We start from the raw sequence: 20,209 nt of genomic DNA on the forward strand, positions 1-20,209 counted from the left end.
CGCCGCCGGCTTGAAGCCGTGGCTCTGCCCCTGACGACGCGCGCCCGCGCCAAGGTCAATCTCGACCTGCGCGTGCTTGGGCGCCGCGTCGACGGCTATCATGAGCTCGAAAGCCTCGTCGCCTTCGCCGGCGTCGGCGATACGCTCTCGCTCGATCCCGGCGCGGGGCTGTCTCTCACGCTCGCAGGGCCCAGGGCGCAAGGGCTGGCGGTCGACGACGGCAATCTCGTCCTGCGCGCCGCTCGTGCGCTCGCCGCCGCCCGCCCGGACTTGCGCCTCGGGCGCTTCCATCTCGTCAAGCGCTTGCCGGTCGCCTCGGGCATCGGCGGCGGCTCGGCCGATGCGGCTGCGACGCTGCGCCTGCTTGCGCGCCTGAACGGCATCGGGCCCGCCGACCCGCTTCTGCGGGAGGTCGCTGCAAGCGTTGGCGCCGATGTGCCCGTCTGTCTCGATTCGCGGGCGCGACTGATGGCCGGCATCGGCGAAAAGCTCGGTCCTGTCCTGAGGTTGCCGCCGCTCTTCGCCGTGCTGGTCAATCCTGGCGTCGGCGTCGAGACGGTTGCCGTTTTCCGGGCGCTCGGCCTGAAGGCCGGCGAGGCGGCATCCGAAGCGCGCGCTGCGACCGTCGCGGCGCCGGCATCAGCCGCGAAGCTGCTGGACGATCTCCAGTCTACGACGAACGATCTCGCTGCGCCGGCGCGGCGGGTCGCACCGATCATCGGCGAAGTTTTGGAGCGGCTTGCGGCGCTGCCGGGCTGCCGGTTGGCACGCATGTCAGGTTCCGGCGCTACCTGCTTCGCGCTGTTCGACGACTGCACGGCGAGCGCGGCCGCTGCGAAGACCCTGGCGAGCGAGCGGCCTAGCTGGTGGGTCAGGGCGACGCTGCTGCGCTGACCATGCGTGCCGGCTCGCGGCGCCCACGATAGGCAAGGAGGGTCGCGACGAAACCGCAAAGGGCGGCGAACATCAGCCACAGGCCGGCGATCGCGCGATTGCCGGTCGCCTCGATCAGATAGGTGCTCACCGCCGGCGTGAAGCCACCGAAGATCGCCGTCGCCAGGCTGTAGGCGACGGAGAAGCCGGTGGTTCGCAGCTCGACCGGGATGATCTCGGTCAGCGCGACGACCATCGCGCCGTTATAGCTGGCGTAGATGAAGGACAGCCAGAGCTCGACCATCAGCAGATGTGAGAAGGAGGGGCTGACGACAAGCCAGGACAGTATCGGATAGGCGCTCACGAAGAGCAGCACCGAGAAAACCAGCAGCAGAGGTTTGCGTCCGACCCGGTCGGATAACGCGCCCATCACCGGCAACCAGAACAGGTTGGAGAGGCCGACGCAGAGCGTCACGAGAAGGCTGTCGATGCTGCTCAGCTTCAGCACTTCCTTGCCGAAGGTCGGCGTGTAGGCGGTGATGAAATAGAACGAGACCGTGGTCATCGTCACGAGCAGCATGCCGGTCAGCACCGTCTGCCAGTTGGCCACCAGCGCCCGCACGATCTGTCGTGGGGTCGGATGACTGGCGCTGCGCTTGCGTTCGGCGAAATCCTCCGTCTCCTGCATCGAGCGGCGCAGCAGGAAGATCAGCGGCACGATCAGGCAGCCGACGAGGAAGGGAATGCGCCAACCCCAAGCCGTCAGGCTCTCCGGTGGCAGAATGGTGGCGAGCCAGACGCCGAGCAGCGCGACGAAGATGACCGCGATCTGCTGGCTTCCGGACTGCCAGCTGACATAGAAGCCTTTATTGCCGGGCGTCGCGATTTCCGAGAGATAGACCGAGACGCCGCCGAGCTCGACGCCGGCCGAGAAGCCCTGCACCAGCCGGCCGATCACGACGATGATCGGTGCCAGGATGCCGATCGTCGCATAGGTCGGCGCCAATGCGATGGTCAGCGTGCCGAAGGCCATGAGCATGAGGGTGAGCAGCAACCCGGCCCGTCGTCCGTGATGATCGATATAGGTCCCGAGCACGACCGCACCGAGCGGGCGCATCAGGAAGCCGGCGCCGAACGTCATGAACGCCGCCATCAACTGTGCGAAATCGCTGCCGGAGGGAAAGAACGCCTTCCCGATCGCCGAGGCGTAGTAGCCGAAGACGAAAAAGTCGTACATCTCCAGGAAATTGCCGCTCGATACTCGGACGACCGACCAGATTTGGTTCTGACGATGCGATGCTTCCGACATGGCCATGCTCCGGCCTAGCGTTTGCGGGACGCAATTACGCTAGGCCTCGGCGCGGCTGCTGGGAAGAGCTAGTTTGTCGTTGTGCGCGACGCCGGGCGAATGTCCGGATTCAATGCGCCCGCGCCACGCAGAAATCGACGGCGGCGTTCAGTGCCTGCTTCATCGGCGAAGCCGGGAAGAGCCCGAGCGCGTCCTTGGCCATGCGCGCATAGTGCTCCGCGCGAGCGATGGTGTCGTCGAGCGCCTTGTGCCGGCGCATGATCGCCTGGGCTTCTTCGAGATCGCCGTCGCGAATCGCGCCTTCCTGCAGCGTGCGCTTCCAGAAGGCGCGCTCGGCCTCGTCGCCGCGGCGGAAGGAGAGCACGACCGGCAGGGTGATTTTGCCCTCGCGGAAATCGTCGCCGGTGTTCTTGCCGAGCTTGGCCGCGACGCCGCCATAGTCGAGCGCGTCGTCGATGAGCTGGAAGGCGATGCCGAGATTGAGGCCGTAGCTGCGGCAGGCGGCGGCATCGGCCTTGGAGGAAGAAGCGATCACCGGCCCGACCTCGCAGGCGGCGGCGAAGAGCTCGGCGGTCTTGCCGCGGATCACCGAGAGATATTCGTCCTCGGTCGTCTCGGTGTTCTTGGCGACGGAGAGCTGCAGCACCTCGCCCTCGGCGATCACGGAGGCGGCGGTCGACAGGATGTCGAGCGCCCGCAGGGAGCCGACCTCGACCATCATCTTGAAGGCCTGGCCGAGCAGGAAATCGCCGACCAGCACGCTCGCCTCGTTGCCCCAGAGCATGCGGGCCGCGAGCTTGCCGCGGCGCATGTCGCTCTCGTCGACGACGTCGTCATGCAGCAGCGTGGCGGTGTGCATGAACTCGACGGAGGCCGCGAGCTTCACATGGCCGTCGCCCTGGTAGCCGCAGAGATCGGCCATCGCGAGCGTCAGCATCGGCCGCAGGCGCTTGCCGCCGGAGGAGATCAGGTGGTTGGCCACCTCGGGGATCATCGTCACGTCGGAGCCGGTGCGCGACAGGATCATCGCATTGACCCGCGCCATGTCATCGCGCGTCAGCGCGACCAGCGGCTCGATGCTGGCCTGGTTCGATTCCCGTTCCTCGAGGGAGACGACGACACCCACTGGAAACACTCCGGGTCAGATCCGCGCGCCGGGCGGCGCGCCTTTGCCATGCCACAACCGTCGCATGGGACGCCAGCCCCTGCAAACCGACGCGACGCCGCACCTTGGCGTGAAGACAGGCCCGATGAGCGCGGGGTCTTGCACAAGCCGGGGTGCTTGGGCTCCATGGCGCCATGCACGAACTCATGCGCACCAACGATCTGATTCTGCTCGGCGCGGTCGAAGCCCTGCTGGCCTCGGCCAATCTCGAATGCCTGATCGCCGATCAGCATATCAGCTCGCTGGAGGGCATGATCGGCGCCTTCCCGCGCCGGCTGCTGGTCCGCGATGTCGATCGCAGGCGCGCAAGGGCGCTGTTGATCGATGCCGGCTACGGATCCGAATTGCGCGATGAGTGAGGGCGGGGCGGATTCGGCGCTCGGCGAGATCGTCGAGGATCGCCTGCTCGACGGACGGTTGCGCTTGCTCCAGCCGCGCAAGGGCCACCGCGCCGGCAGCGACGCGATCCTGCTGGCGGCAGCCTTGCCGGAGCTGGGGCAGGGCGCATTGCTCGATATGGGGGCCGGTGTCGGCACGGTCGGGCTGGCAGCGGCGCTGATGCAGCCGGGCTTGCGTGTGACGCTGCTCGAACGCGATCCGGACCTCGCCGCGCTGGCCGGGCGCAATGCCGGGCTCAACGACCTGGCCGGACGCGTGAGGGCCGTGGCCGGGGATGTCACGGCGCGCGCGGCCGTCCTGTCCGAACGGGGGCTCGCTCCGGCTTCATTCGATGCCGTCGCGATGAATCCGCCCTTCTACCCGCCCGGCGGCAGCAAGGCTTCGCCGATTCCCAACCGCAGGGCGGCCCATGTCGCGGAAGGAGCGCTCGCGCCCTGGCTGCGCACCGCCAGGCGCCTGCTCCGGTCGGGCGGGCATCTCGCGCTTATCCATCGGGTGGAGGCTCTGCCGGAGGTGCTCGCCGGTCTCGAGACCGGTTTCGGCGCGGTCGTGGTGCTGCCGGTCCATGCCTTCGCCGAGAAGCCTGCGATCCGAATCGTCGTGACGGCGGTGCTGAACAGCAAAAAGCCGGCAGCCTTGCTGCCGGCTTTCGTGATCAATGGGCCCGAGGGCAAGCTGACGCCGCTAAGCGATGCGGTGCATCGCGGCCGCGGACGCCTGTCGCCCGATTACCAGTAATAGGGCCGCGGTGCGTAGATCGGCGGGGCGAACAGCGGCGGCGGGCCGTAGTAGCGCGGGCCGTAATAGCGGCGCGGACCGTAGTAGCGCGGGCCATAGTAGCGTCGAGGGCCGTAGTAGCGGCGCGGGCCGTAATAATACTGCGCCTGCTGAACCATGCCCTCGCTGGCGACCATGGGGGCGGTCGCGATCGGCGCGGCGCCGATCGGAGCCGCGGAGGCAGGAGTGGCGGCGAGGCCGGCCACGCCCAGCGCGCCGGCTGTCGCCATGGTGACGATCAGAGTCCGAAACATGAAAACCTCCATGAGATGGCGTCGGCAGTCCCTGCCGTCGGATGAAACGCCGCCCTTGGTGTGAGACCTTAGAGCCTCGAACCTGAACGGCACGGGATCGCGCCGTTCAGCTTGCCTTCAGCCGATGGCCGCATTGCGGCCATGGTGTATCAGCGGCAGACGCGCACCGGGCGGACGACCCAGCGGAAGCCGTTCCAGACGCGGCGGCCTTCGGTCCAGCAGCGCGGGCGGTAATAGGGACGCGGGCGATAGTAGCGGCGCGGACCGTAATAGTACTGGGCCTGTTCGACGAGGCCTTGCCCCGCCTGCATGGCCTGTCCCGCCGGCGCCGCGGCGGGGGCAGCGGAAGCGGATGTCGCCATCAGCGCGCCACCACCGAGCACGGCGGCCGTCGCGGCTGCGAGAAGGGTTGTCCGGAACATGATGTTCTCCATGGCTGGTACGATCGGGCATGCCGAAGGTGATCAAGTCGTCCCTGGCGAAAACTCTAACCCCGAAAGCGTGAACGGCGCGATACCGCGCCGTTCAGCTATCCTTCATCTTGGTGCGCTGGCCTCAGCGGCAGACGCGCACGGCCCGGCGGATCCAACGATGGCCGACCCAGACGCGGCGGGATTCGGTCCAGCAGCGACGGACATGGGGGCGACCCGGGCCGTAATGCGGCCGGCCGCGATGGTAGGCCTGCTGGACGAGGCCGGTCTCGGCGCCCGAAGCGAGCGTCGTGCCGGCGGAAACCGGGGCCGCCGAGGCCGGGGCGCTGCTCATGGCGGCACCGAGCAGGGTTGCGGCGCCGAAGGCGGCGGCAATGATGCGGGTTGTCAACATGGGCTAGTCTCCTTGGTTATGCGGCCGCAGGCCCGTCATCAAATGCTCGCCCCGAACATCGCGAGCCATGCGGTTGCCTCTATCGATATCAGGCCGGTCATGAACGAAATCTGTCCGCTTCCGGTTCCCGGCCGCGCTTGACCCTGGCCGGCGCGAACCCTAATCACCGCCATCGCTTTGTTATCGGAAGGTTGCAGGCACTTGTCCGCCCCGGCGCCCCTCACGCACTCCGCCATCCCGGCCTCGTCCCCGGCGATGGACCCGACCCGCTCCTTCCAGGGGCTGCTGCTGACGCTGCAGCGCTTCTGGGCCGAGCGAGGTTGCGTGGTGCTGCAGCCCTACGACATGGAGGTCGGCGCCGGCACCTCGCACCCCGGCACGATGCTGCGTTCGCTCGGGCCGAAGCCCTGGCGGGCGGCCTATGTCCAGCCCTCGCGCCGGCCCAAGGACGGCCGCTATGGCGAGAACCCCAACCGGCTGCAGCATTATTACCAGTTCCAGGTCATCCTGAAGCCGAACCCGCCGAACCTGCAGGAGCTCTATCTCCAGTCGCTCGAAGCCATCGGCATCGACATGCTCCTGCACGATATCCGCTTCGTCGAGGACGATTGGGAGAACCCGACGCTGGGCGCCTGGGGGCTCGGCTGGGAATGCTGGTGCGACGGCATGGAAGTCAGCCAGTTCACCTATTTCCAGCAGGTCGCCGGCATCGAATGCGCGCCGGTCTCCGGCGAGCTGACCTACGGACTCGAGCGTCTCGCCTGCTATCTGCAGAATGTCGAGAGCATCATGGAGCTCAACTTCAACGGGCTCGAGGGCGACGAGAAGGTCACCTATCGCGACGTCTTCCTGCAGGCCGAGCAGGAATATTCCCGCTACAATTTCGAGCACGCCGATACCGACGCCCTGTTCCGGCGCTTCGCCGAGGCGGAGGCCGAATGCCGCGCCCTCCTGCAAAAGGGTGAGGCCGGCGAGCGGCACCTCATGGTGCAACCCGCCTATGACCAGTGCCTCAAGGCCGGCCACACCTTCAACCTGCTCGACGCGCGCGGCGTGATCTCGGTCACCGAGCGGCAGAGCTACATCCTGCGCGTGCGCGAGCTCGCCAAGGCCTGCGGCGCAGCCTGGCTGAAGACCGCCGGCGGGGGAGCGAACTGATGCCCGATCTTCTGCTTGAACTCTTCTCCGAGGAAATCCCCGCGCGCATGCAGCGCAAGGCCGGCGAGGACCTCAAGAGGCTCGTAACCGATGCGCTGGTCGAGCGCGGCCTCGTCTATGAGGGCGCCAAGGCCTTCGCGACGCCGCGCCGGCTCGCGCTGCACATCGCCGGCCTGCCGGTGCGCGGCCGCGACGTGCGCGAGGAACGCAAGGGACCGCGCGTCGGCGCGCCCGAAGCTGCCGTGCAGGGCTTCCTCAAGGCCGCGGGCCTTAGCTCGCTCGATCAGGCGACTATCGTCAGCGATCCCAAGAAGGGCGATTCTTACGTCGCCATCATCGAGAAGCCCGGTCAGGAAACCGTCGCGGCCATCGCCGAGATCGTGCCGGCCGTGATCCGCTCCTTCCCTTGGCCGAAATCGATGCGCTGGGGCAAGGCTTCGGCCGGCGGTGCGAGCCTCCGCTGGGTGCGCCCGCTGCATTCGATCCTCTGCACCTTCGGCGCTGCCGAGGTCGAGGACCCGGAGGTGGTGCCCTTCGAGGTCGACGGCATCGTTTCCGGCAACGTGACCCAGGGCCATCGCTTCCATGCGCCCGGCCCCATCACGGTGAAGCGCCTCGACGATTACGTGACCTCGCTGGAGAAGGCGAAAGTCGTGCTCGATGCCGACCGACGCAAGGAGATCATCCTCACCGACGCCCGCAACCTCGCCTTCGCGCAAGGGCTCGACCTCGTCGAGGACGAGGGTCTGCTGGAGGAGGTCGCCGGCCTCGTCGAATGGCCGGTCGTGCTGATGGGCTCCTTCGAAGAGCGCTTCCTCGACATTCCCGGCGAGGCGATCCGCGCCACCATCCGCGCCAACCAGAAATGCTTCGTGCTGCGCGATCCCGCGACCGGGAACATCGCCAACCGCTTCATCCTGGTCTCGAACCTCGCCGCCAGCGATGGCGGCGCGGCGATCACCGCCGGCAATGGCCGCGTCGTGCGGGCCCGCCTCTCGGACGCCGCCTATTTCTGGCAGACCGATCGCGGCGCGCTGCCGGACCTCGATACCCTCAAGGACAGCGCCGACAAGCTCGGGCTCGATCTCGCCAAGCCGCTCGACCAGCGCATGGCCAAGCTCGACAAGCTCGGCGTCGTCTTCCACGCCAAGCTCGGCACGCAAGGGCAGCGCGTCCAGCGCCTCGCCGCGCTGGCACGGGAACTGGCCCCGATCGTCGGTGCCGATCCCGACAAGGCCGAGCGCGCCGCCAAGCTCGCCAAGGCCGACCTGCCGACCGAGATGGTCGGCGAGTTCCCGGAGTTGCAGGGCCTGATGGGCCGGAAATACGCCGAGCTGCAGGGCGAGGACGCCTCCGTCGCTGCGGCGGTCGAGGAGCATTACAAGCCGCTCGGCCCGTCCGACCGCGTGCCGACCGATCCGGTTTCGGTTGCGGTGGCGCTGGCCGACAAGCTCGACACGCTAGTGGGGTTCTGGGCCATCGACGAGAAGCCGACCGGGAGCAAGGACCCCTATGCGCTGCGCCGCGCGGCGCTGGGCGTGATCCGGTTGGTGGTTGAAAATGGGGTGCGGCTGGAAATCCGGGCAAAGTCTTGGAATATTTATGTCCGGAGGCTCCAGCAGCGGCTTGGCAGCGATGCTGACCTGCTTGATGAGCTTCTTGATGCCCCGCGAACCCAACCCGATGACGGGTCACTTTCTAGCGGCCTTGCCCAGCAGGTTGTTCGCGATGCTCATGCGATGTTACCGGACCTCCTCTCCTTTTTCCACGACCGCCTGAAGGTCATGCTCCGCGACCAGGGCGCGCGGCATGATCTCGTCGACGCCGTTCTCGGCGAGGGCGCCTCGGCCAATGACGACCTCCTCCTCATCACCCGCCGTGTCGCCGCGCTCGGGCGCTTCCTCGACACCGAGGATGGCAAGAACCTGCTCGCGGGTTACAAGCGCGCCGCCAATATCCTCAAGGCCGAGGAGAAGAAGGACGGCGAGGGCGCGTTCGCCGCTGCTCCCGACCTGCACCTCATCGCCGATGCCGGCCTGATCGAGGAGAAGGCGCTTGCCGTCGCGCTGGCACAGGCGACGCCGAAGGCGCAAGGCTCCGTCGCCGCCGAGGATTACGAGGGCGCCATGGCCGCGCTCGCGGAAATCCGCCCGGCGGTCGATGCCTTCTTCGACAAGGTCACGGTCAACGATCCCGATCCGGCTTTGCGTGCGAACCGCCTGAAGCTGCTCAACCAGCTCCGCCAGGCGACGCGCGCGGTCGCGGATTTCGACCGCATCGCGGGCTGACACCCTCCGTCAGGCTCGGGCCTGACCCGAGCCTCTCTGGACCAAGAGGCGTCATTCCGGGCGACCTAAGGGAGACCCGGAATCCATCGTAGGGCTACGAGCTCTCCGATGGATTCCGGATCAGCGCCGCTTCGCGGCTTGTCCGGAATGACGTTGGTCGGGTCCCTGAGAGTCCTCGAGTTTTTTGCTTCGCTCAGGCCGAGAATGACGCCCTCGACGTCATGCTCGCCCTTGTGGCGAGCATCCGTGTCTTGAACACGGCTTTCGACCAGCGAAAACGTGGATCCTCGGGACAAGCCCGACCATGACGGCGGTGCTTCTCCTGCAAGCCGCGACGACCTCTTTTCGCCCCACAACCCGCCTCCGGAACCAATCCCCGCCCGCGACGTTCTTTCGCCGGGGCCGACAAGTCGCGAATGCGTCGCGGCTGGGCTCCGGGGGGCCGGCTACCGGCCGAGATAAAGGGCTGAAAGCATGTCCATTCTGATTTCGCTGCTGATCACCGTTCTCGTCATCGGCCTCGTGCTCTACCTCGTGCGGATGCTGCCGCTCGACGGGCAGATCAAGAACGTCGTCCAGATCATCGTGATCGTGATCGGCATCATCTCGCTGCTGCGCTATCTCGCTGTTTTCTAAGGCGATTGACGGCGCCATCGCGCTGGTTCAGACTTCGTGAGGTCCAGAAGGCCCCGGACGATCCCGTCCCGGGGCCTTTTTCCGTTTCAGGACGTGACCGCGATGAACGCGCCGAACCGCAACGGCCATATCAGGCTGACCTCCCACCCAGAGCCGGGCGGCGCCGCCACGCGCTTCCCGATCAAATGGGGCGCGCCGACCGCCATCGAGCGCGGCCCGATCATCGCCTCGACCACCAACCCGGCCGACCGCAACGTCATCGGCGCCCATGGCGGCTCCTATTCGGTCTATCGCGCGCTGGCGATCTCGGCCCGCGCGATGAACCCGCAGCAGCGCCCGGACCTGACCAACACCTATCCGACGGCGGAAATCCTGCCCCAACCGCAATGGGCCGATCCCAGGAAGATCGTTTCGCTCGATCCGTTCGGCCACACCGTCGCGCAGGATTTCGGCCAGCTCATCGGTGAGGGCATCGATATCCGGCCCTCGATCGCGATCACCAAGGCCAGGCTCAACCTGCCCGAGATCCTCGCCGCGATGGGCGCCCATCGCCTCGCCGCGGACGGGCATATCCTGCACAGCACCGGCGATATCAGCGTCACCAAGATCGCGGTCGATCCGGTCTGGTATCTGCCGGGCATCGCCGAGCGTTTCGGCACGAACGAGAGCGAGCTCCGCCGCACGCTCTTCGAGCAGACCGGCGGCATGTATCCCGAGCTGGTGACGCGGCCGGACCTCAAGGTCTTCCTACCGCCGATCGGCTCGATCACGGCCTATGTCATGGGCGAGGCCTCGCGGCTTGCCGATCCGAAGACGCGCATCGCCTGCCGCGTTCATGACGAGTGCAACGGCTCGGACGTGTTCGGCTCCGATATCTGCACCTGCCGGCCCTATCTCACGCATGGCATCGAGGAATGCGTGAAGGAGGCCCAGAGCGGCGGCGTCGGCCTGATCGTCTACAACCGCAAGGAGGGCAGGGCGCTCGGCGAGGTCACCAAGTTCCTCGTCTACAACGCCCGCAAGCGCCAGGAGGGCGGCGATTCCGCCGCGACCTATTTCGAGCGCACCGAATGCGTCGCCGGCGTGCAGGATGCCCGCTTCCAGCAGCTCATGCCGGACGTGCTGCACTGGCTTGGCGTCACGCATATCGACCGGCTGATGTCGATGTCGAACATGAAATACGACGCCATGGTCGAGAGCGGCATCGCGATCGGCGAGCGCGTCGCGATCCCGCCCGAGCTGGTCCCGCCCGACGCCTCCGTCGAGATCGAGGCCAAGAAGGCGGCGGGCTATTATTCGCCTGACGGCGCGCCCGGCGACAACGCCCTGAAGTCGACGGTCGGCCGCGACCTCGACAAGTTCTGATTCCGTCCCGCCCGCCGAGTTGATGATGCCTGACCGCGACCCCGAGCCGTTCTGCGCCCTGTTGAAACCCACAGCCGTGCGCGAGCGCGCGCAGGAGATGCGGGAGCTCGGGCTCGCCGGCGAATTGCTGCATTTCAGCGTCCACCCGGAGCGGCTCGAAGCTTGTGCCGACTATGTGCTGGAGACGATCCGCGCGAATTATCCGACGCTCGACATCCCCTTCCACGCCCGCTGGCGCCATTTCGTCGTCGAAGGCGAGGATCGCTGGCAGATGCTCGACCGCGAAGCGAATTTCGCTGACCCCGCCGCGCGCGGCCGCGCCGCCTATGATCTCGCCGTCGTCAGCGTCCTGCTCGATGCCGGCGCCGGGCCGGACTGGCGCTATCGCGACGCCGCGACCGGCCGCGAGATCGGCCGCTCGGAGGGGTTGGCGCTCGCCTCGCTCGACATGTTCGCCGCAGGTCTCTTCTCCAGCGATCCGGCCGATCCGTTGCGCGCCGATGCGCAGACGCTGATGCATCTGGACACGGCCGTGCTGGCCAAGGGCTTCCAGGCGGGGCCGGACAATCCGCTGTTGGCGCTCGAAGGCCGCGCCGCCCTGCTCAACCGCCTTGGCGAGGAACTCGAAAGGCAGGGGCTCTCGCGGCCCGGCGACCTCTTCGACCGCTTTGTGGCCGCGGCCGATACCGGCACGCTGCGGGCGCCGCATATGCTGGGCGAAGTGCTCGGCACCTTCGGCGGCATCTGGCCGTCGCGCCTGACGCTGGCGGGCGTCGCGCTGGGCGACACCTGGCGCCACCCGCTGATCGCACGAGGCAAGCCGACCGAGGGGCTCGTGCCCTTCCACAAGCTCTCGCAATGGCTGACCTATTCGCTGATCGAGCCGCTGGAATGGGCCGGCATCGCCGTGGTCGATATCGACGAGATGACCGGCCTCCCCGAGTACCGCAATGGCGGGCTCTTCCTCGACAGCGGCGTCATCGCGCTGAAGGACGAGGCGGACCGGACGAAGGCGCATGAAGTCTCGTCGCCGCTCGTGGTGGAATGGCGCGCGCTGACCGTTGCCCTGCTCGACGAAATCGGCGCCCTCGTCCGCCAGCGTCTCGGCCGTTCGCGCGAGGAACTCCCGCTCGCCAAAGTGCTCGAAGGCGGGACCTGGGCGGCCGGCCGGCGGATCGCGCGCGAAAAGCGTGTGGATGGCGGCCCGCCCTTGACCATCATCAGCGATGGCACGGTATTTTGATCCGTCGGTTGCGTGCAAAAGCCGTCATTCCGGGCAAAGCGAAGCGCAGACCCGGAATCCATCATAGAGCACACTGCTTTTCGATGGATCCCGGATCGGCGCCGCTTCGCGGCTTGTCCGGGATGACGCGAGAGACCCGAGAACGAGAGGGAAACGGCGTATGACTTCGAGCCAGGACGGCGTCACCGTCGTCGACCATCCGCTGGTCCAGCACAAGCTCACGCTGATGCGCGAGAAGGATCGCTCCACCAAGAGCTTCCGCCAGCTCCTCAACGAGATCGGCATGCTGCTCTGCTACGAGGTGACGCGCGACCTGCCGACCGAGCTGATCGAGATCGAGACGCCGCTGCAGAAGTCGATGCAGCCGGTCATCTCCGGCAAGAAGCTGGTCTTCGCGCCGATCCTGCGCGCTGGCGTCGGCTTTCTCGACGGTATGCTGGAGCTCGTGCCGGCCGCCCGCGTCGCCCATATCGGGCTCTATCGCGATCCCGACACGCTCCAGGCCGTCGAATACTACTTCAAGGCACCTTCCGACATCGCCGATCGCATGATCGTGGTGATGGACCCGATGCTGGCGACGGCGAACTCCGCCGTGGCCGCGGTCGAGCGTCTCAAGGAGCGCGGCGCCAAAGATTTGCGCTTCGTCTGCCTGCTGGCTTCCCCCGAAGGCGTCGCACGCCTGCGCGGCGCGCATCCCGATGTCCGCATCTGGACGGCTGCGATCGACGAGCGCCTCAACGATCACGGCTATATCGTTCCCGGCCTCGGCGATGCCGGCGACCGCATGTTCGGCACCCGCTGAGAACCGCCCCAAAGCAAAGCGGCCCGCCCCGTTTCCGGAGCGGGCCTGACCTGAAAGTTGGGCGTGTCTGGGGTTAGAACCGCCCGCCTTTCGGGTCTGTGTTACTCGATGATCTGGACGACGCGGCGGGTCTGCGGCTCGACGATGACCGTGCGGTCATTCACCACCGTGTAGCGGTAGTTCGAGGCGTTCGGCGCATAGTCAGCCGGGACCTGGTGATAGACCACGCCCTGCTCCGGCAGCACCGTGCCGACAGCGATAGGCTCCGCGTAGGTGTAGGACGGGACGCGCTGCTGGACCACATAGGTGCGGAACTTCGGCTCGGCCGCATCGCCGACGATCGCGCCGACCACGGCACCGCCGACACCGCCGACAACCGCGCCGACCGGGCCGCCGACGATGGCGCCGCCGACAGCGCCGGTGGCCGCACCGCTGGTCGCGCCGCCGACGGCGCCACCGGAGGGCTGGCCCTGGGCAAAGGCAACCGCCGGGGTGATGGTCAGGGCGGCAACGAGAGCAAGCTTCTTGAACATGGGATGTCTCCTTTCGAAGCTAATCTTCGGCGGGACAACCAAGGCGCGTTGCAACAGTTCCCGGAACCGGGGTCACGAGATGTTAACGACCGGCAACAGAGCGGCGAAAAGCACGCGGGAGCAAGAGCTTGCTTGGTTACGAAAAAAGTCCCGCGCGTCGCCTGCCGCCTGCGGCAACGGGTTGAAAACAAAAACGGCGGACCCGAAGGCCCGCCGCATCGTCGTCGAAATCAGGCGCTTCTTACTGCTTCGGCGCCGCCGAAACGGCAGGAGTGAGCTTGTCGGCGTCGCGCTTGATCAGCGCGGCGAAGCCGGCCGGCGTGCGCTCCTCGGCCGTCGGCAGCACGGTGCCGAGATCGAGCAGGCGCTTCTTGGTGCCTTCGTCGTTGAGCGCCTTGCCGAGCGCGTCGACCAGCTTGTCCACGGCTTCCTTCGGCATGCCCTTCGGGCCGGCGATGCCGTTCCAGGCCTCGATCTGGTACTCGGGCAGCCCGGCTTCCTTGGTGGTCGGCACGTCCGGCAGCGCCGGCGAACGCTGGGCCGAGGCGATCGCATAGGCCTTGATCGTGTTGGCGCGGACCTGCTCGGCGACCGAGACGATCTGGTCGCACATGAAGTCGACCTGGCCGGAGACGAGGTCGTTCAGGGCGGGGCCCGTGCCGCGATAGGCGACGGCGTTGATCTTCGGCGTGCCCAGGATGCCCTTGAGCAAGGTGCAGGTGGTCCAGGAGACTGAGCCGAGGCCGGCATGGGCCTCGTTGAACTTGTCCGGATTGGCCTTCACGGCCGCCACAAAGGCCTTGAGGTCAGGGGCCTCGAGGTTCTTGCGGGCGACGATCAGGATCGGCGTGCCGCCGGCGAGGCCGATCGTCTGCATGCCGTTGATCGGATCGTATTTCAGGCCGGGATACGTCGCGGGCGCCGCAGAGAAGGTGCCGAGATGCCCCATCGCGATGGTGTAGCCGTCAGGCGCGGCGGTGACGGCGCGGGTGATGCCGGTGGTGCCGCCGGCGCCGGCGACGTTTTCGATGACGATCTGCTGGCCGAGCGTCTTCGACATGTGGTCGGCGACGATGCGGGCGATAATGTCGGTCGGCCCGCCTGCCGCGAACGGCACGATCATGGTGATCGGCTTGGTCGGGTAGCCTTGTGCCTGCGCGCTACCCGTAAAAGCCAGCGCCGCGGCCGCGGCAAGCCCGAGAACAAGTTTCCTCATGCATTTTCTCCCTGTGATCGTTGAGGCAAGGCTGGCGGGGCATCGCCAGAGTCGCAACCCCGCCATTCGGATGGTTCACTCGGTGAAGACCTCTTCGCGCTTCTTCGAGATCGCGGGCAAAAGCGCGATGACCAGGACCAGTACGGCGACCACGAGCAGGCCGGCCGAGATCGGCCGCTCGATGAAGGTCACGAACGAGCCGCGCGAGATGATCAGCGCCTGCCGGAGCTTCTCCTCCATCAGCTTGCCCAGCACGAAGCCGAGCAGCATCGGTGCCGGCTCGAAGCCGAGCTTGATCAGCAGGTAGCCGAACAGGCCGAACAGCGCCGTGAAGGCGACGTCGAGCGGCTGGTTGTTCACCGAGTAGATGCCGATGCAGCAGAAGATCAGGATCGCCGGGAACATCAGCCGGTAGGGCACCTGCAGCAGCTTCACCCACATGCCCACCAGCGGCAGGTTGATGATCAGCAGCATCAGGTTGCCGACCCACATCGACGCGACCATGCCCCAGAACAATTCGGGGTTGCGGGTCATGACCTGCGGGCCGGGGATGATGCCGTGGATCGTCATCGCGCCGACCATCAGCGCCATCACCGCATTCGGCGGGATGCCGAGCGTCAGCAGCGGGATGAAGGCGGTCTGCGCGCCGGCATTGTTCGCCGATTCCGGCCCCGCCACGCCCTCGATCGCGCCCTTGCCGAAGCGCGAGGGATCCTTCGCGATCTTCTTCTCGACGGTATAGCTGGCGAAGGGGCCGAGCACCGCGCCGTTGCCCGGCAGGATGCCCAGGATGCCGCCGATGAAGGTGCCGCGCAGCACCGGGGCGGCGGATTGCTTGATATCCTCCCAGCCCGGCAGAAGCCGGCCGATCTTGCCCTTGACGACGTCGCGCGCTTCCGGGCTTTCGAGGTTGCGCAGCACCTCGGCGAAGCCGAACACGCCCATCGCCAGCACCGAGAAATCGATGCCGTCTGAGAGCGAGGCGATGCCGAAGGTCAGGCGCTCCTGCCCGGTTTCGAGATCGGTGCCGACGGTCGAGAACAGGAGGCCCAGCATGATCATGCAGAAGGCCTTGAGGATCGAGCCCCGTGCCAGCACGACCGCGAAGCACAGGCCCATCACCATCAGCGAGAAATACTCTGCCGGGCCGAACAGCAGCGCCATCTTGGTCAGGGGTGCGCCGAGCGCGGCGATGAACACGGTGGCGACGCAGCCGGCGAAGAAGGAGCCGATCGCAGCGGTGCCGAGCGCGACGCCGGCGCGGCCCTGCCTGGCCATCTGGTGGCCGTCCAGCGTGGTGACGACCGAGGTCGCCTCGCCGGGGATGTTGACCAGGATCGCGGTGGTCGAGCCGCCATACTGCGCGCCGTAATAGATGCCGGCGAGCATGATCAGCGCGCCCGTCGGATCGAGGCCGAAGGTGATCGGCAGCAGGATCGAGATCGTCGCGATCGGCCCGACGCCGGGGAGCACGCCGATCAGCGTGCCGACGAGGCAGCCGGCGAAGCAGAGCGCGATGTTCTTCAGCGTCAGCGCGACGCCGAAGCCCAGTGCGAGATTGGAGAACATGTCCATCGGTCAGATCCCCAGCAGCCAGGGCGCGAGCGGGATCGGCAGCGACAGCGCGTATTTGAACAGCAGGATGCAGCCGAGCGACATCGCCACGGCGAAGATCAGGAGCTCCTTGAGCTTGCGGTCATCGGCGGCCAGGCCCGAGAAGAAGATCAGCAGCGGGCCGGAGACGAGCAGGCCGAGCGAGGGAACCCGGATCGGGCCGATCTCGAAGCCGCGGATGGTCAATCCGAACAGGCAGGCGCCGCCCAGCGCGAAGAAGATGCCCTTCCAGGACCAGCCCGAAAGCTGCTCGCCGTGATAGCGCAGCGAGGATAGCGCCAGCACCAGGCCGAGCGCGCCGCAGATCACTGCGAAGGCCTTGGGCAGCATGCCCGGCCCGAGCTGGCGCAGCGTCCCGGCCGGCAGGTCCCAGGAGAAGAAGAAGGCGCCCACCGCGAGCAGGATCATGAACAGGCCGCCGGCCAGATCCTGCGTCGATCTCACGCGCAGGCCCTGGGCCTGTTCTATCTGGTTCAAACTCATCAGGCTCCTCCGATTGGCGACCCGGTGCGGGCGGTTCGTTTCTGCGGTTTCGACGAGACCGGGGGCAGCACGTGGCGCTCATCGAGCAGCGTCACGCTTTCCCTGAGAATGGCGAGGAAGTCGTCGCGCGACGGCAGCTTCTGCTGCGGGCGCCAGGAGACGCCGACGAGCGCGCCCGGCGGCGGCGGATCGAGCATCGCCCCACGCAGGCGCCGCATCGTCACGCCGGGGAAGGACAGGCGCGAGACCCAATCGGGCGCGAGCGCCATGCCGAGCCCGGCCGCGACGGCCGACATCATCGCCGGCTTCTCGGTCGCCTCGATGGTGACGTTGGGAACCGCGCCGACGCTCTCGAAATAGGCCATGACCAGGTCGTAGGCGTAAGGCCGGATGCGCTTGGACGGCACGACGAAGGGCTCGCCGACGAGATCGAGCATGGTCAGGTGGTCGCGCGCCGCGAGCGGGTGGTCCTCGTGCAGGACGACGATCGGGCGCTCGACCCGCAGGATCTCGAAGGCGCAGTCGGTCGGCTTGCGTGGCGGGCGGGTCAGCGCGAGGTCGAGCTTGCCGGCTTCCAGCATCTGGACGAGCGCGGCCGTCATCGCCTCGACGAACTTGATCTCGACGCCGGGGAAGCGGGCGCGGAAGGCCATCAGCGCTTCCGGCACGAAGCTCGACGAGGCCGCGTCGATCGCGCCGACGCGCAGCACCTTGCCGGAGGCGAGCGACGCCTCGCGCACGGCACGCGAGGCATGCTCCATCTTGACGAGAATGCCCTTGGCCTCCTCGAGCATGATCAAGCCGGCGCGGGTCATCGCGACCTGCCGGGTGGTGCGGGTCAAAAGCGCGACGCCGAGTTCGTCTTCGAGGGCGCTGATCTGGCGCGACAGCGCAGGGGGCGCGACGCCGAGACGTTCGGCCGCGCGACCAAAATGCAGCTCTTCCGCCACCGCGATGAAACATCGCAGTTGCCGCACATCCATGGCCGTCCCCTGTTCCCCGGTACCGCTTGCCGCGGTATCTTGAGAGCCTCTCACGTGAGCCCGAAAGGCCCGATGGGCTCGTAAGTCAGTGGATCGTGCCCTTAGAGACTCCAGCCGACAAGTCGACTCTAGAGCAATTCATAATTTTTGAGCAATAAAGCCTTTGGGCTGAGAAGCCCCGACAAGAGCTTGCGAGGGCTCGCCCGGTTTTGCTGGAAACTGTCATGCCGGCTTGGTTCGCGGTGCCTTGAACAACCTGCCGTCGATCAGTGCAAGACCGGCGGCGATGGCGGTCATACCCAGGAAATGCCGCGGCTGCAGGGCCTCGCCGAGGAACGCTGAACCGAGCAGGATGGCGCTGACCGGTACCAAGAACGTCACCAGCATGACATTGGTCCCGCCGGCGCGGCGCATGATCCGGAAGAAGATGACATAGGCCATTGCCGTCGAGAGGATCGCGAGGCCAACCAGCGAGGAGGCGACCTCGATGCTCGGGACCGGCAGCAGCCAGGGCGGGTTGAACGCGATCACCAGCGGAATGGTCATCATGGTCGTGGCGCTGACTTGCCCGGCGGCCGTGACCAGCGGCGGCAATTCGCGGAAGCGCCGGCCATAGAGGCCGGCGAACCCATAGGAGAGGGCGGCGGCAAGGCAGGCGAGCTGCGGCAGCAGCGCCCCCGAGACGCCGCCGATTGCATCGGGGCCCATCAGGATCGCGACGCCGAGGATTCCGGCACCGACGCCGGCAAGCTTCAGCCCGGTCGCCTTCTCGTTCTGTCCGAACAGATGGGCGACGATGACGCCGAAGAGCGGGGTGGTGGCATTGAGGATCGAGGCAAGCCCGCTCGCGATCTGCGTCTGGCCCCAGAAGATCAGCCCGAACGGGATGAGATTGTTGAGCAGCCCCATGCCGAAGAAGGAGAGCCACATCCGCCCGCCGACGCGCATCGACAGCCCCGACAGCCTGACGACGAGCAGCAATGTGGCCGCCGCCATGCCGACGCGGGCCAGGACCACCGCCAGCGGCGGCCATTCGGAGACGGCAATCTTGCCGAAGAAGAACGACGCGCCCCAGAGCACCGACAGGAGCAGGAGCAGCAGCCAGTCGCTCAGATCCATGGTCTGAGGCCGGTCGGGGGAGGCGGACATGGCGAACCTGTCGGTCGGAGGAAACGGCGGTGCCTCGCCCCGCGGGGGGCCGTCATTCCGGACAAGCTGCAGAGCAGCGCCGATCCGGAATCCATCGGAGGGCGCGGCGCTCTACGATGGATTCCGGGGCAAGCCCGGAATGACGGCACGTTTCCGTCGAAGGTGGTTTGGTCTAGGCGGAAGGTCGCCAGTCGCTCCACCCGTTTCCTGTGTTCAGGCCTCGATCAGGCGGCCTCGGCGTCGCGCGCCTGCCACATTGCCTGGAAGGCCGGCCGCGCCTGGCAGGCCTCGAGCCAGGCCTTGACGTTCGGATTGGCATCGAAGAGCTGCGTCGCCGGCTTGGCGTAGCGGATCACCTCGGCGACATTGATGTCGGCAACGGTGAAGCGACCGCCCATTAGATAGCCCTTGCCCTCGGCCAGGGCGCGGTCGAGCACGGCGAACGGTGCCTTCAAGGCGGCGAACGACGCCTCGGCCACTTCCGGCTTGCGCTTTTCCGGCGGGAAGGCGGCGAGATGCTGCTGGAGGGCGAGGGCGTTCGTCTCGCATTCGGTCGCGGCCCAGAGCGACCACATGATCGCGAGGCCTTCCTCCTGCGCATCCTTGGGCGCGAGCGGGCCGCCATGCTTGCGGGCGAGATAGAGGTTGATCGCCAGCGATTCGTGCAGCTTGAAGCCGTTGTCGTCGATGCTCGGGATATGGCCGTTCGGGTTGATCTTGAGGAAATCGGCGCTGCGGGTATGCAGCGGCACGCCGGGCGCCTGCGGATCGGGCAGGCGATAGGCCTGGATCACCGGCACATGGTCGAAGGGCAGGCCGAGCTCGTTGGCGAGCCAGATGACGCGCGTCGCGCGCGAGCGGTAACAGCCATAGATGGTCAGGGACATCGGCGGGATCCGGCGAGAGAGTGCGAACGGTGACGCAGGCCGGCCGCAAGTGCCGGTTCGTCGTCGGCGACCATAGGCCGGACAGGCCGCCTCGGCCAATGCCGATGATCGCTCCGCCAGCACGGCAAAAACCGTTTGACGCGGGCGCTTTGCGGGTGCATTGGCCTCCTGCCTCCGGCCCTTGCGGCCGGCTGCTCACAGGAACCCCCGACCCGATGCCAAGCGACAGTCCCAGCCGACAGTCGAAGCC

21 protein-coding genes are annotated in these 20,209 nt (G+C 67.1%); 9 read left to right on the top strand and 12 right to left on the bottom strand.

The window, feature by feature from the left end:
• Window positions 1-18 precede the first annotated feature (18 nt).
• Complete coding sequence (locus JHD80_RS11200) at window positions 19-894, top strand: 4-(cytidine 5'-diphospho)-2-C-methyl-D-erythritol kinase (protein WP_199087048.1); 876 nt, start codon at window positions 19-21, stop codon at window positions 892-894.
• Here JHD80_RS11200 and tcuC read toward each other — a convergent pair.
• The gene (gene tcuC, locus JHD80_RS11205; protein ID WP_199087050.1) at window positions 872-2,182 is read right to left on the bottom strand and encodes an MFS transporter; all 1,311 of its coding nucleotides are present in this window, start codon (window positions 2,180-2,182) and stop codon (window positions 872-874) included. The genes JHD80_RS11200 and tcuC overlap by 23 nt on opposite strands.
• A gap of 109 nt (window positions 2,183-2,291) precedes the next feature.
• Entirely contained in the window at window positions 2,292-3,227 is a 936-nt protein-coding gene (locus JHD80_RS11210) for a polyprenyl synthetase family protein (protein ID WP_199087098.1), read from the bottom strand.
• Between the two features lie 266 nt (window positions 3,228-3,493).
• On the opposite strand from JHD80_RS11210, the gene JHD80_RS11215 reads away from it, so the two are divergent.
• Complete coding sequence (locus JHD80_RS11215; RefSeq protein ID WP_465246518.1) at window positions 3,494-3,706, top strand: putative signal transducing protein; 213 nt, start codon at window positions 3,494-3,496, stop codon at window positions 3,704-3,706.
• Complete coding sequence (locus tag JHD80_RS11220; protein ID WP_199087054.1) at window positions 3,699-4,484, top strand: tRNA1(Val) (adenine(37)-N6)-methyltransferase; 786 nt, start codon at window positions 3,699-3,701, stop codon at window positions 4,482-4,484. Before JHD80_RS11215 ends, JHD80_RS11220 begins: the two co-directional genes overlap by 8 nt.
• Here JHD80_RS11220 and JHD80_RS11225 read toward each other — a convergent pair.
• The 3 genes from JHD80_RS11225 to JHD80_RS11235 all read right to left on the bottom strand — a co-directional run bounded on the left by JHD80_RS11225 (window position 4,475) and on the right by JHD80_RS11235 (window position 5,602).
• The gene (locus JHD80_RS11225; RefSeq protein ID WP_248311496.1) at window positions 4,475-4,777 is read right to left on the bottom strand and encodes a hypothetical protein; all 303 of its coding nucleotides are present in this window, start codon (window positions 4,775-4,777) and stop codon (window positions 4,475-4,477) included. The genes JHD80_RS11220 and JHD80_RS11225 overlap by 10 nt on opposite strands.
• 149 nt (window positions 4,778-4,926) lie before the next feature.
• Complete coding sequence (locus JHD80_RS11230; RefSeq protein ID WP_199087056.1) at window positions 4,927-5,199, bottom strand: hypothetical protein; 273 nt, start codon at window positions 5,197-5,199, stop codon at window positions 4,927-4,929.
• Window positions 5,200-5,332: 133 nt separating this feature from the next.
• Window positions 5,333-5,602: a hypothetical protein gene (locus JHD80_RS11235; protein WP_199087058.1), complete on the bottom strand. Its 270-nt coding sequence runs from the start codon at window positions 5,600-5,602 to the stop codon at window positions 5,333-5,335.
• A gap of 255 nt (window positions 5,603-5,857) precedes the next feature.
• Between JHD80_RS11235 and JHD80_RS11240 the strand changes: the two genes are divergently transcribed.
• The 6 genes from JHD80_RS11240 to upp all read left to right on the top strand — a co-directional run bounded on the left by JHD80_RS11240 (window position 5,858) and on the right by upp (window position 13,094).
• On the top strand, window positions 5,858-6,760 hold the full coding sequence (locus JHD80_RS11240; RefSeq protein WP_199087100.1) for a glycine--tRNA ligase subunit alpha: 903 nt from the start codon (window positions 5,858-5,860) through the stop codon (window positions 6,758-6,760).
• Window positions 6,760-9,048, top strand: coding sequence for a glycine--tRNA ligase subunit beta (gene glyS, locus JHD80_RS11245; RefSeq protein ID WP_199087060.1), 2,289 nt, complete (start codon window positions 6,760-6,762; stop codon window positions 9,046-9,048). Before JHD80_RS11240 ends, glyS begins: the two co-directional genes overlap by 1 nt.
• 474 nt (window positions 9,049-9,522) lie before the next feature.
• The gene (locus tag JHD80_RS11250; RefSeq protein WP_091855869.1) at window positions 9,523-9,684 is read left to right on the top strand and encodes a Thivi_2564 family membrane protein; all 162 of its coding nucleotides are present in this window, start codon (window positions 9,523-9,525) and stop codon (window positions 9,682-9,684) included.
• A 102-nt stretch (window positions 9,685-9,786) separates the two neighbouring features.
• Window positions 9,787-11,049 carry a GTP cyclohydrolase II gene (locus tag JHD80_RS11255; RefSeq protein ID WP_199087063.1) on the top strand — a complete coding sequence of 421 codons (1,263 nt, stop codon included), beginning with the start codon at window positions 9,787-9,789 and terminating at the stop codon, window positions 11,047-11,049.
• A gap of 25 nt (window positions 11,050-11,074) precedes the next feature.
• Window positions 11,075-12,292 (top strand): URC4/urg3 family protein, encoded by a 1,218-nt coding sequence (locus tag JHD80_RS11260; RefSeq protein WP_199087065.1) that lies wholly within the window; start codon window positions 11,075-11,077, stop codon window positions 12,290-12,292.
• Window positions 12,293-12,452: 160 nt separating this feature from the next.
• Window positions 12,453-13,094 (top strand): uracil phosphoribosyltransferase, encoded by a 642-nt coding sequence (gene upp / locus JHD80_RS11265; RefSeq protein WP_199087066.1) that lies wholly within the window; start codon window positions 12,453-12,455, stop codon window positions 13,092-13,094.
• A gap of 101 nt (window positions 13,095-13,195) precedes the next feature.
• Here upp and JHD80_RS11270 read toward each other — a convergent pair whose 3' ends face one another.
• The 7 genes from JHD80_RS11270 to JHD80_RS11300 form a co-directional block, all read right to left on the bottom strand.
• On the bottom strand, window positions 13,196-13,627 hold the full coding sequence (locus tag JHD80_RS11270; RefSeq protein ID WP_199087068.1) for a DUF1236 domain-containing protein: 432 nt from the start codon (window positions 13,625-13,627) through the stop codon (window positions 13,196-13,198).
• A 241-nt stretch (window positions 13,628-13,868) separates the two neighbouring features.
• Complete coding sequence (locus JHD80_RS11275) at window positions 13,869-14,843, bottom strand: tripartite tricarboxylate transporter substrate-binding protein (protein ID WP_199087070.1); 975 nt, start codon at window positions 14,841-14,843, stop codon at window positions 13,869-13,871.
• A gap of 75 nt (window positions 14,844-14,918) precedes the next feature.
• Window positions 14,919-16,418 (bottom strand): tripartite tricarboxylate transporter permease, encoded by a 1,500-nt coding sequence (locus JHD80_RS11280; RefSeq protein ID WP_199087071.1) that lies wholly within the window; start codon window positions 16,416-16,418, stop codon window positions 14,919-14,921.
• A gap of 3 nt (window positions 16,419-16,421) precedes the next feature.
• Window positions 16,422-16,940, bottom strand: coding sequence for a tripartite tricarboxylate transporter TctB family protein (locus JHD80_RS11285; RefSeq protein WP_199087073.1), 519 nt, complete (start codon window positions 16,938-16,940; stop codon window positions 16,422-16,424).
• Window positions 16,940-17,923 carry a LysR family transcriptional regulator gene (locus tag JHD80_RS11290; protein WP_199087075.1) on the bottom strand — a complete coding sequence of 328 codons (984 nt, stop codon included), beginning with the start codon at window positions 17,921-17,923 and terminating at the stop codon, window positions 16,940-16,942. Before JHD80_RS11290 ends, JHD80_RS11285 begins: the two co-directional genes overlap by 1 nt.
• Window positions 17,924-18,145: 222 nt before the next feature.
• Window positions 18,146-19,072, bottom strand: a complete 927-nt coding sequence (locus tag JHD80_RS11295) for a DMT family transporter (protein WP_248311497.1) — start codon at window positions 19,070-19,072, stop codon at window positions 18,146-18,148.
• Window positions 19,073-19,296: 224 nt separating this feature from the next.
• Window positions 19,297-19,959, bottom strand: a complete 663-nt coding sequence (locus JHD80_RS11300; protein WP_199087077.1) for a glutathione S-transferase family protein — start codon at window positions 19,957-19,959, stop codon at window positions 19,297-19,299.
• Window positions 19,960-20,209 lie beyond the last annotated feature (250 nt).

The organism is Allobosea sp. ASV33 (assembly GCF_016428755.1).
Classification (GTDB): Bacteria; Pseudomonadota; Alphaproteobacteria; order Rhizobiales; family Beijerinckiaceae; genus Allobosea.

What these genes read in the sequence shown, in the direction of transcription:
- JHD80_RS11275 (WP_199087070.1), bottom strand. Translation starts at nt 14,843, where the DNA reads ATGAGGAAACTTGTTCTCGGGCTTGCCGCGGCCGCGGCGCTGGCTTTT.
- tcuC (WP_199087050.1), bottom strand. Translation starts at nt 2,182, where the DNA reads ATGTCGGAAGCATCGCATCGTCAGAACCAAATCTGGTCGGTCGTCCGA.
- JHD80_RS11255 (WP_199087063.1), top strand. Translation starts at nt 9,787, where the DNA reads ATGAACGCGCCGAACCGCAACGGCCATATCAGGCTGACCTCCCACCCA.
- JHD80_RS11270 (WP_199087068.1), bottom strand. Translation starts at nt 13,627, where the DNA reads ATGTTCAAGAAGCTTGCTCTCGTTGCCGCCCTGACCATCACCCCGGCG.
- JHD80_RS11235 (WP_199087058.1), bottom strand. Translation starts at nt 5,602, where the DNA reads ATGTTGACAACCCGCATCATTGCCGCCGCCTTCGGCGCCGCAACCCTG.
- JHD80_RS11285 (WP_199087073.1), bottom strand. Translation starts at nt 16,940, where the DNA reads ATGAGTTTGAACCAGATAGAACAGGCCCAGGGCCTGCGCGTGAGATCG.
- JHD80_RS11225 (WP_248311496.1), bottom strand. Translation starts at nt 4,777, where the DNA reads ATGTTTCGGACTCTGATCGTCACCATGGCGACAGCCGGCGCGCTGGGC.
- JHD80_RS11260 (WP_199087065.1), top strand. Translation starts at nt 11,075, where the DNA reads ATGCCTGACCGCGACCCCGAGCCGTTCTGCGCCCTGTTGAAACCCACA.
- JHD80_RS11300 (WP_199087077.1), bottom strand. Translation starts at nt 19,959, where the DNA reads ATGTCCCTGACCATCTATGGCTGTTACCGCTCGCGCGCGACGCGCGTC.
- JHD80_RS11250 (WP_091855869.1), top strand. Translation starts at nt 9,523, where the DNA reads ATGTCCATTCTGATTTCGCTGCTGATCACCGTTCTCGTCATCGGCCTC.
- upp (WP_199087066.1), top strand. Translation starts at nt 12,453, where the DNA reads ATGACTTCGAGCCAGGACGGCGTCACCGTCGTCGACCATCCGCTGGTC.
- JHD80_RS11215 (WP_465246518.1), top strand. Translation starts at nt 3,494, where the DNA reads ATGCGCACCAACGATCTGATTCTGCTCGGCGCGGTCGAAGCCCTGCTG.
- JHD80_RS11210 (WP_199087098.1), bottom strand. Translation starts at nt 3,227, where the DNA reads ATGGCGCGGGTCAATGCGATGATCCTGTCGCGCACCGGCTCCGACGTG.
- JHD80_RS11290 (WP_199087075.1), bottom strand. Translation starts at nt 17,923, where the DNA reads ATGGATGTGCGGCAACTGCGATGTTTCATCGCGGTGGCGGAAGAGCTG.
- glyS (WP_199087060.1), top strand. Translation starts at nt 6,760, where the DNA reads ATGCCCGATCTTCTGCTTGAACTCTTCTCCGAGGAAATCCCCGCGCGC.
- JHD80_RS11220 (WP_199087054.1), top strand. Translation starts at nt 3,699, where the DNA reads ATGAGTGAGGGCGGGGCGGATTCGGCGCTCGGCGAGATCGTCGAGGAT.
- JHD80_RS11295 (WP_248311497.1), bottom strand. Translation starts at nt 19,072, where the DNA reads ATGTCCGCCTCCCCCGACCGGCCTCAGACCATGGATCTGAGCGACTGG.
- JHD80_RS11240 (WP_199087100.1), top strand. Translation starts at nt 5,858, where the DNA reads ATGGACCCGACCCGCTCCTTCCAGGGGCTGCTGCTGACGCTGCAGCGC.
- JHD80_RS11280 (WP_199087071.1), bottom strand. Translation starts at nt 16,418, where the DNA reads ATGGACATGTTCTCCAATCTCGCACTGGGCTTCGGCGTCGCGCTGACG.
- JHD80_RS11230 (WP_199087056.1), bottom strand. Translation starts at nt 5,199, where the DNA reads ATGTTCCGGACAACCCTTCTCGCAGCCGCGACGGCCGCCGTGCTCGGT.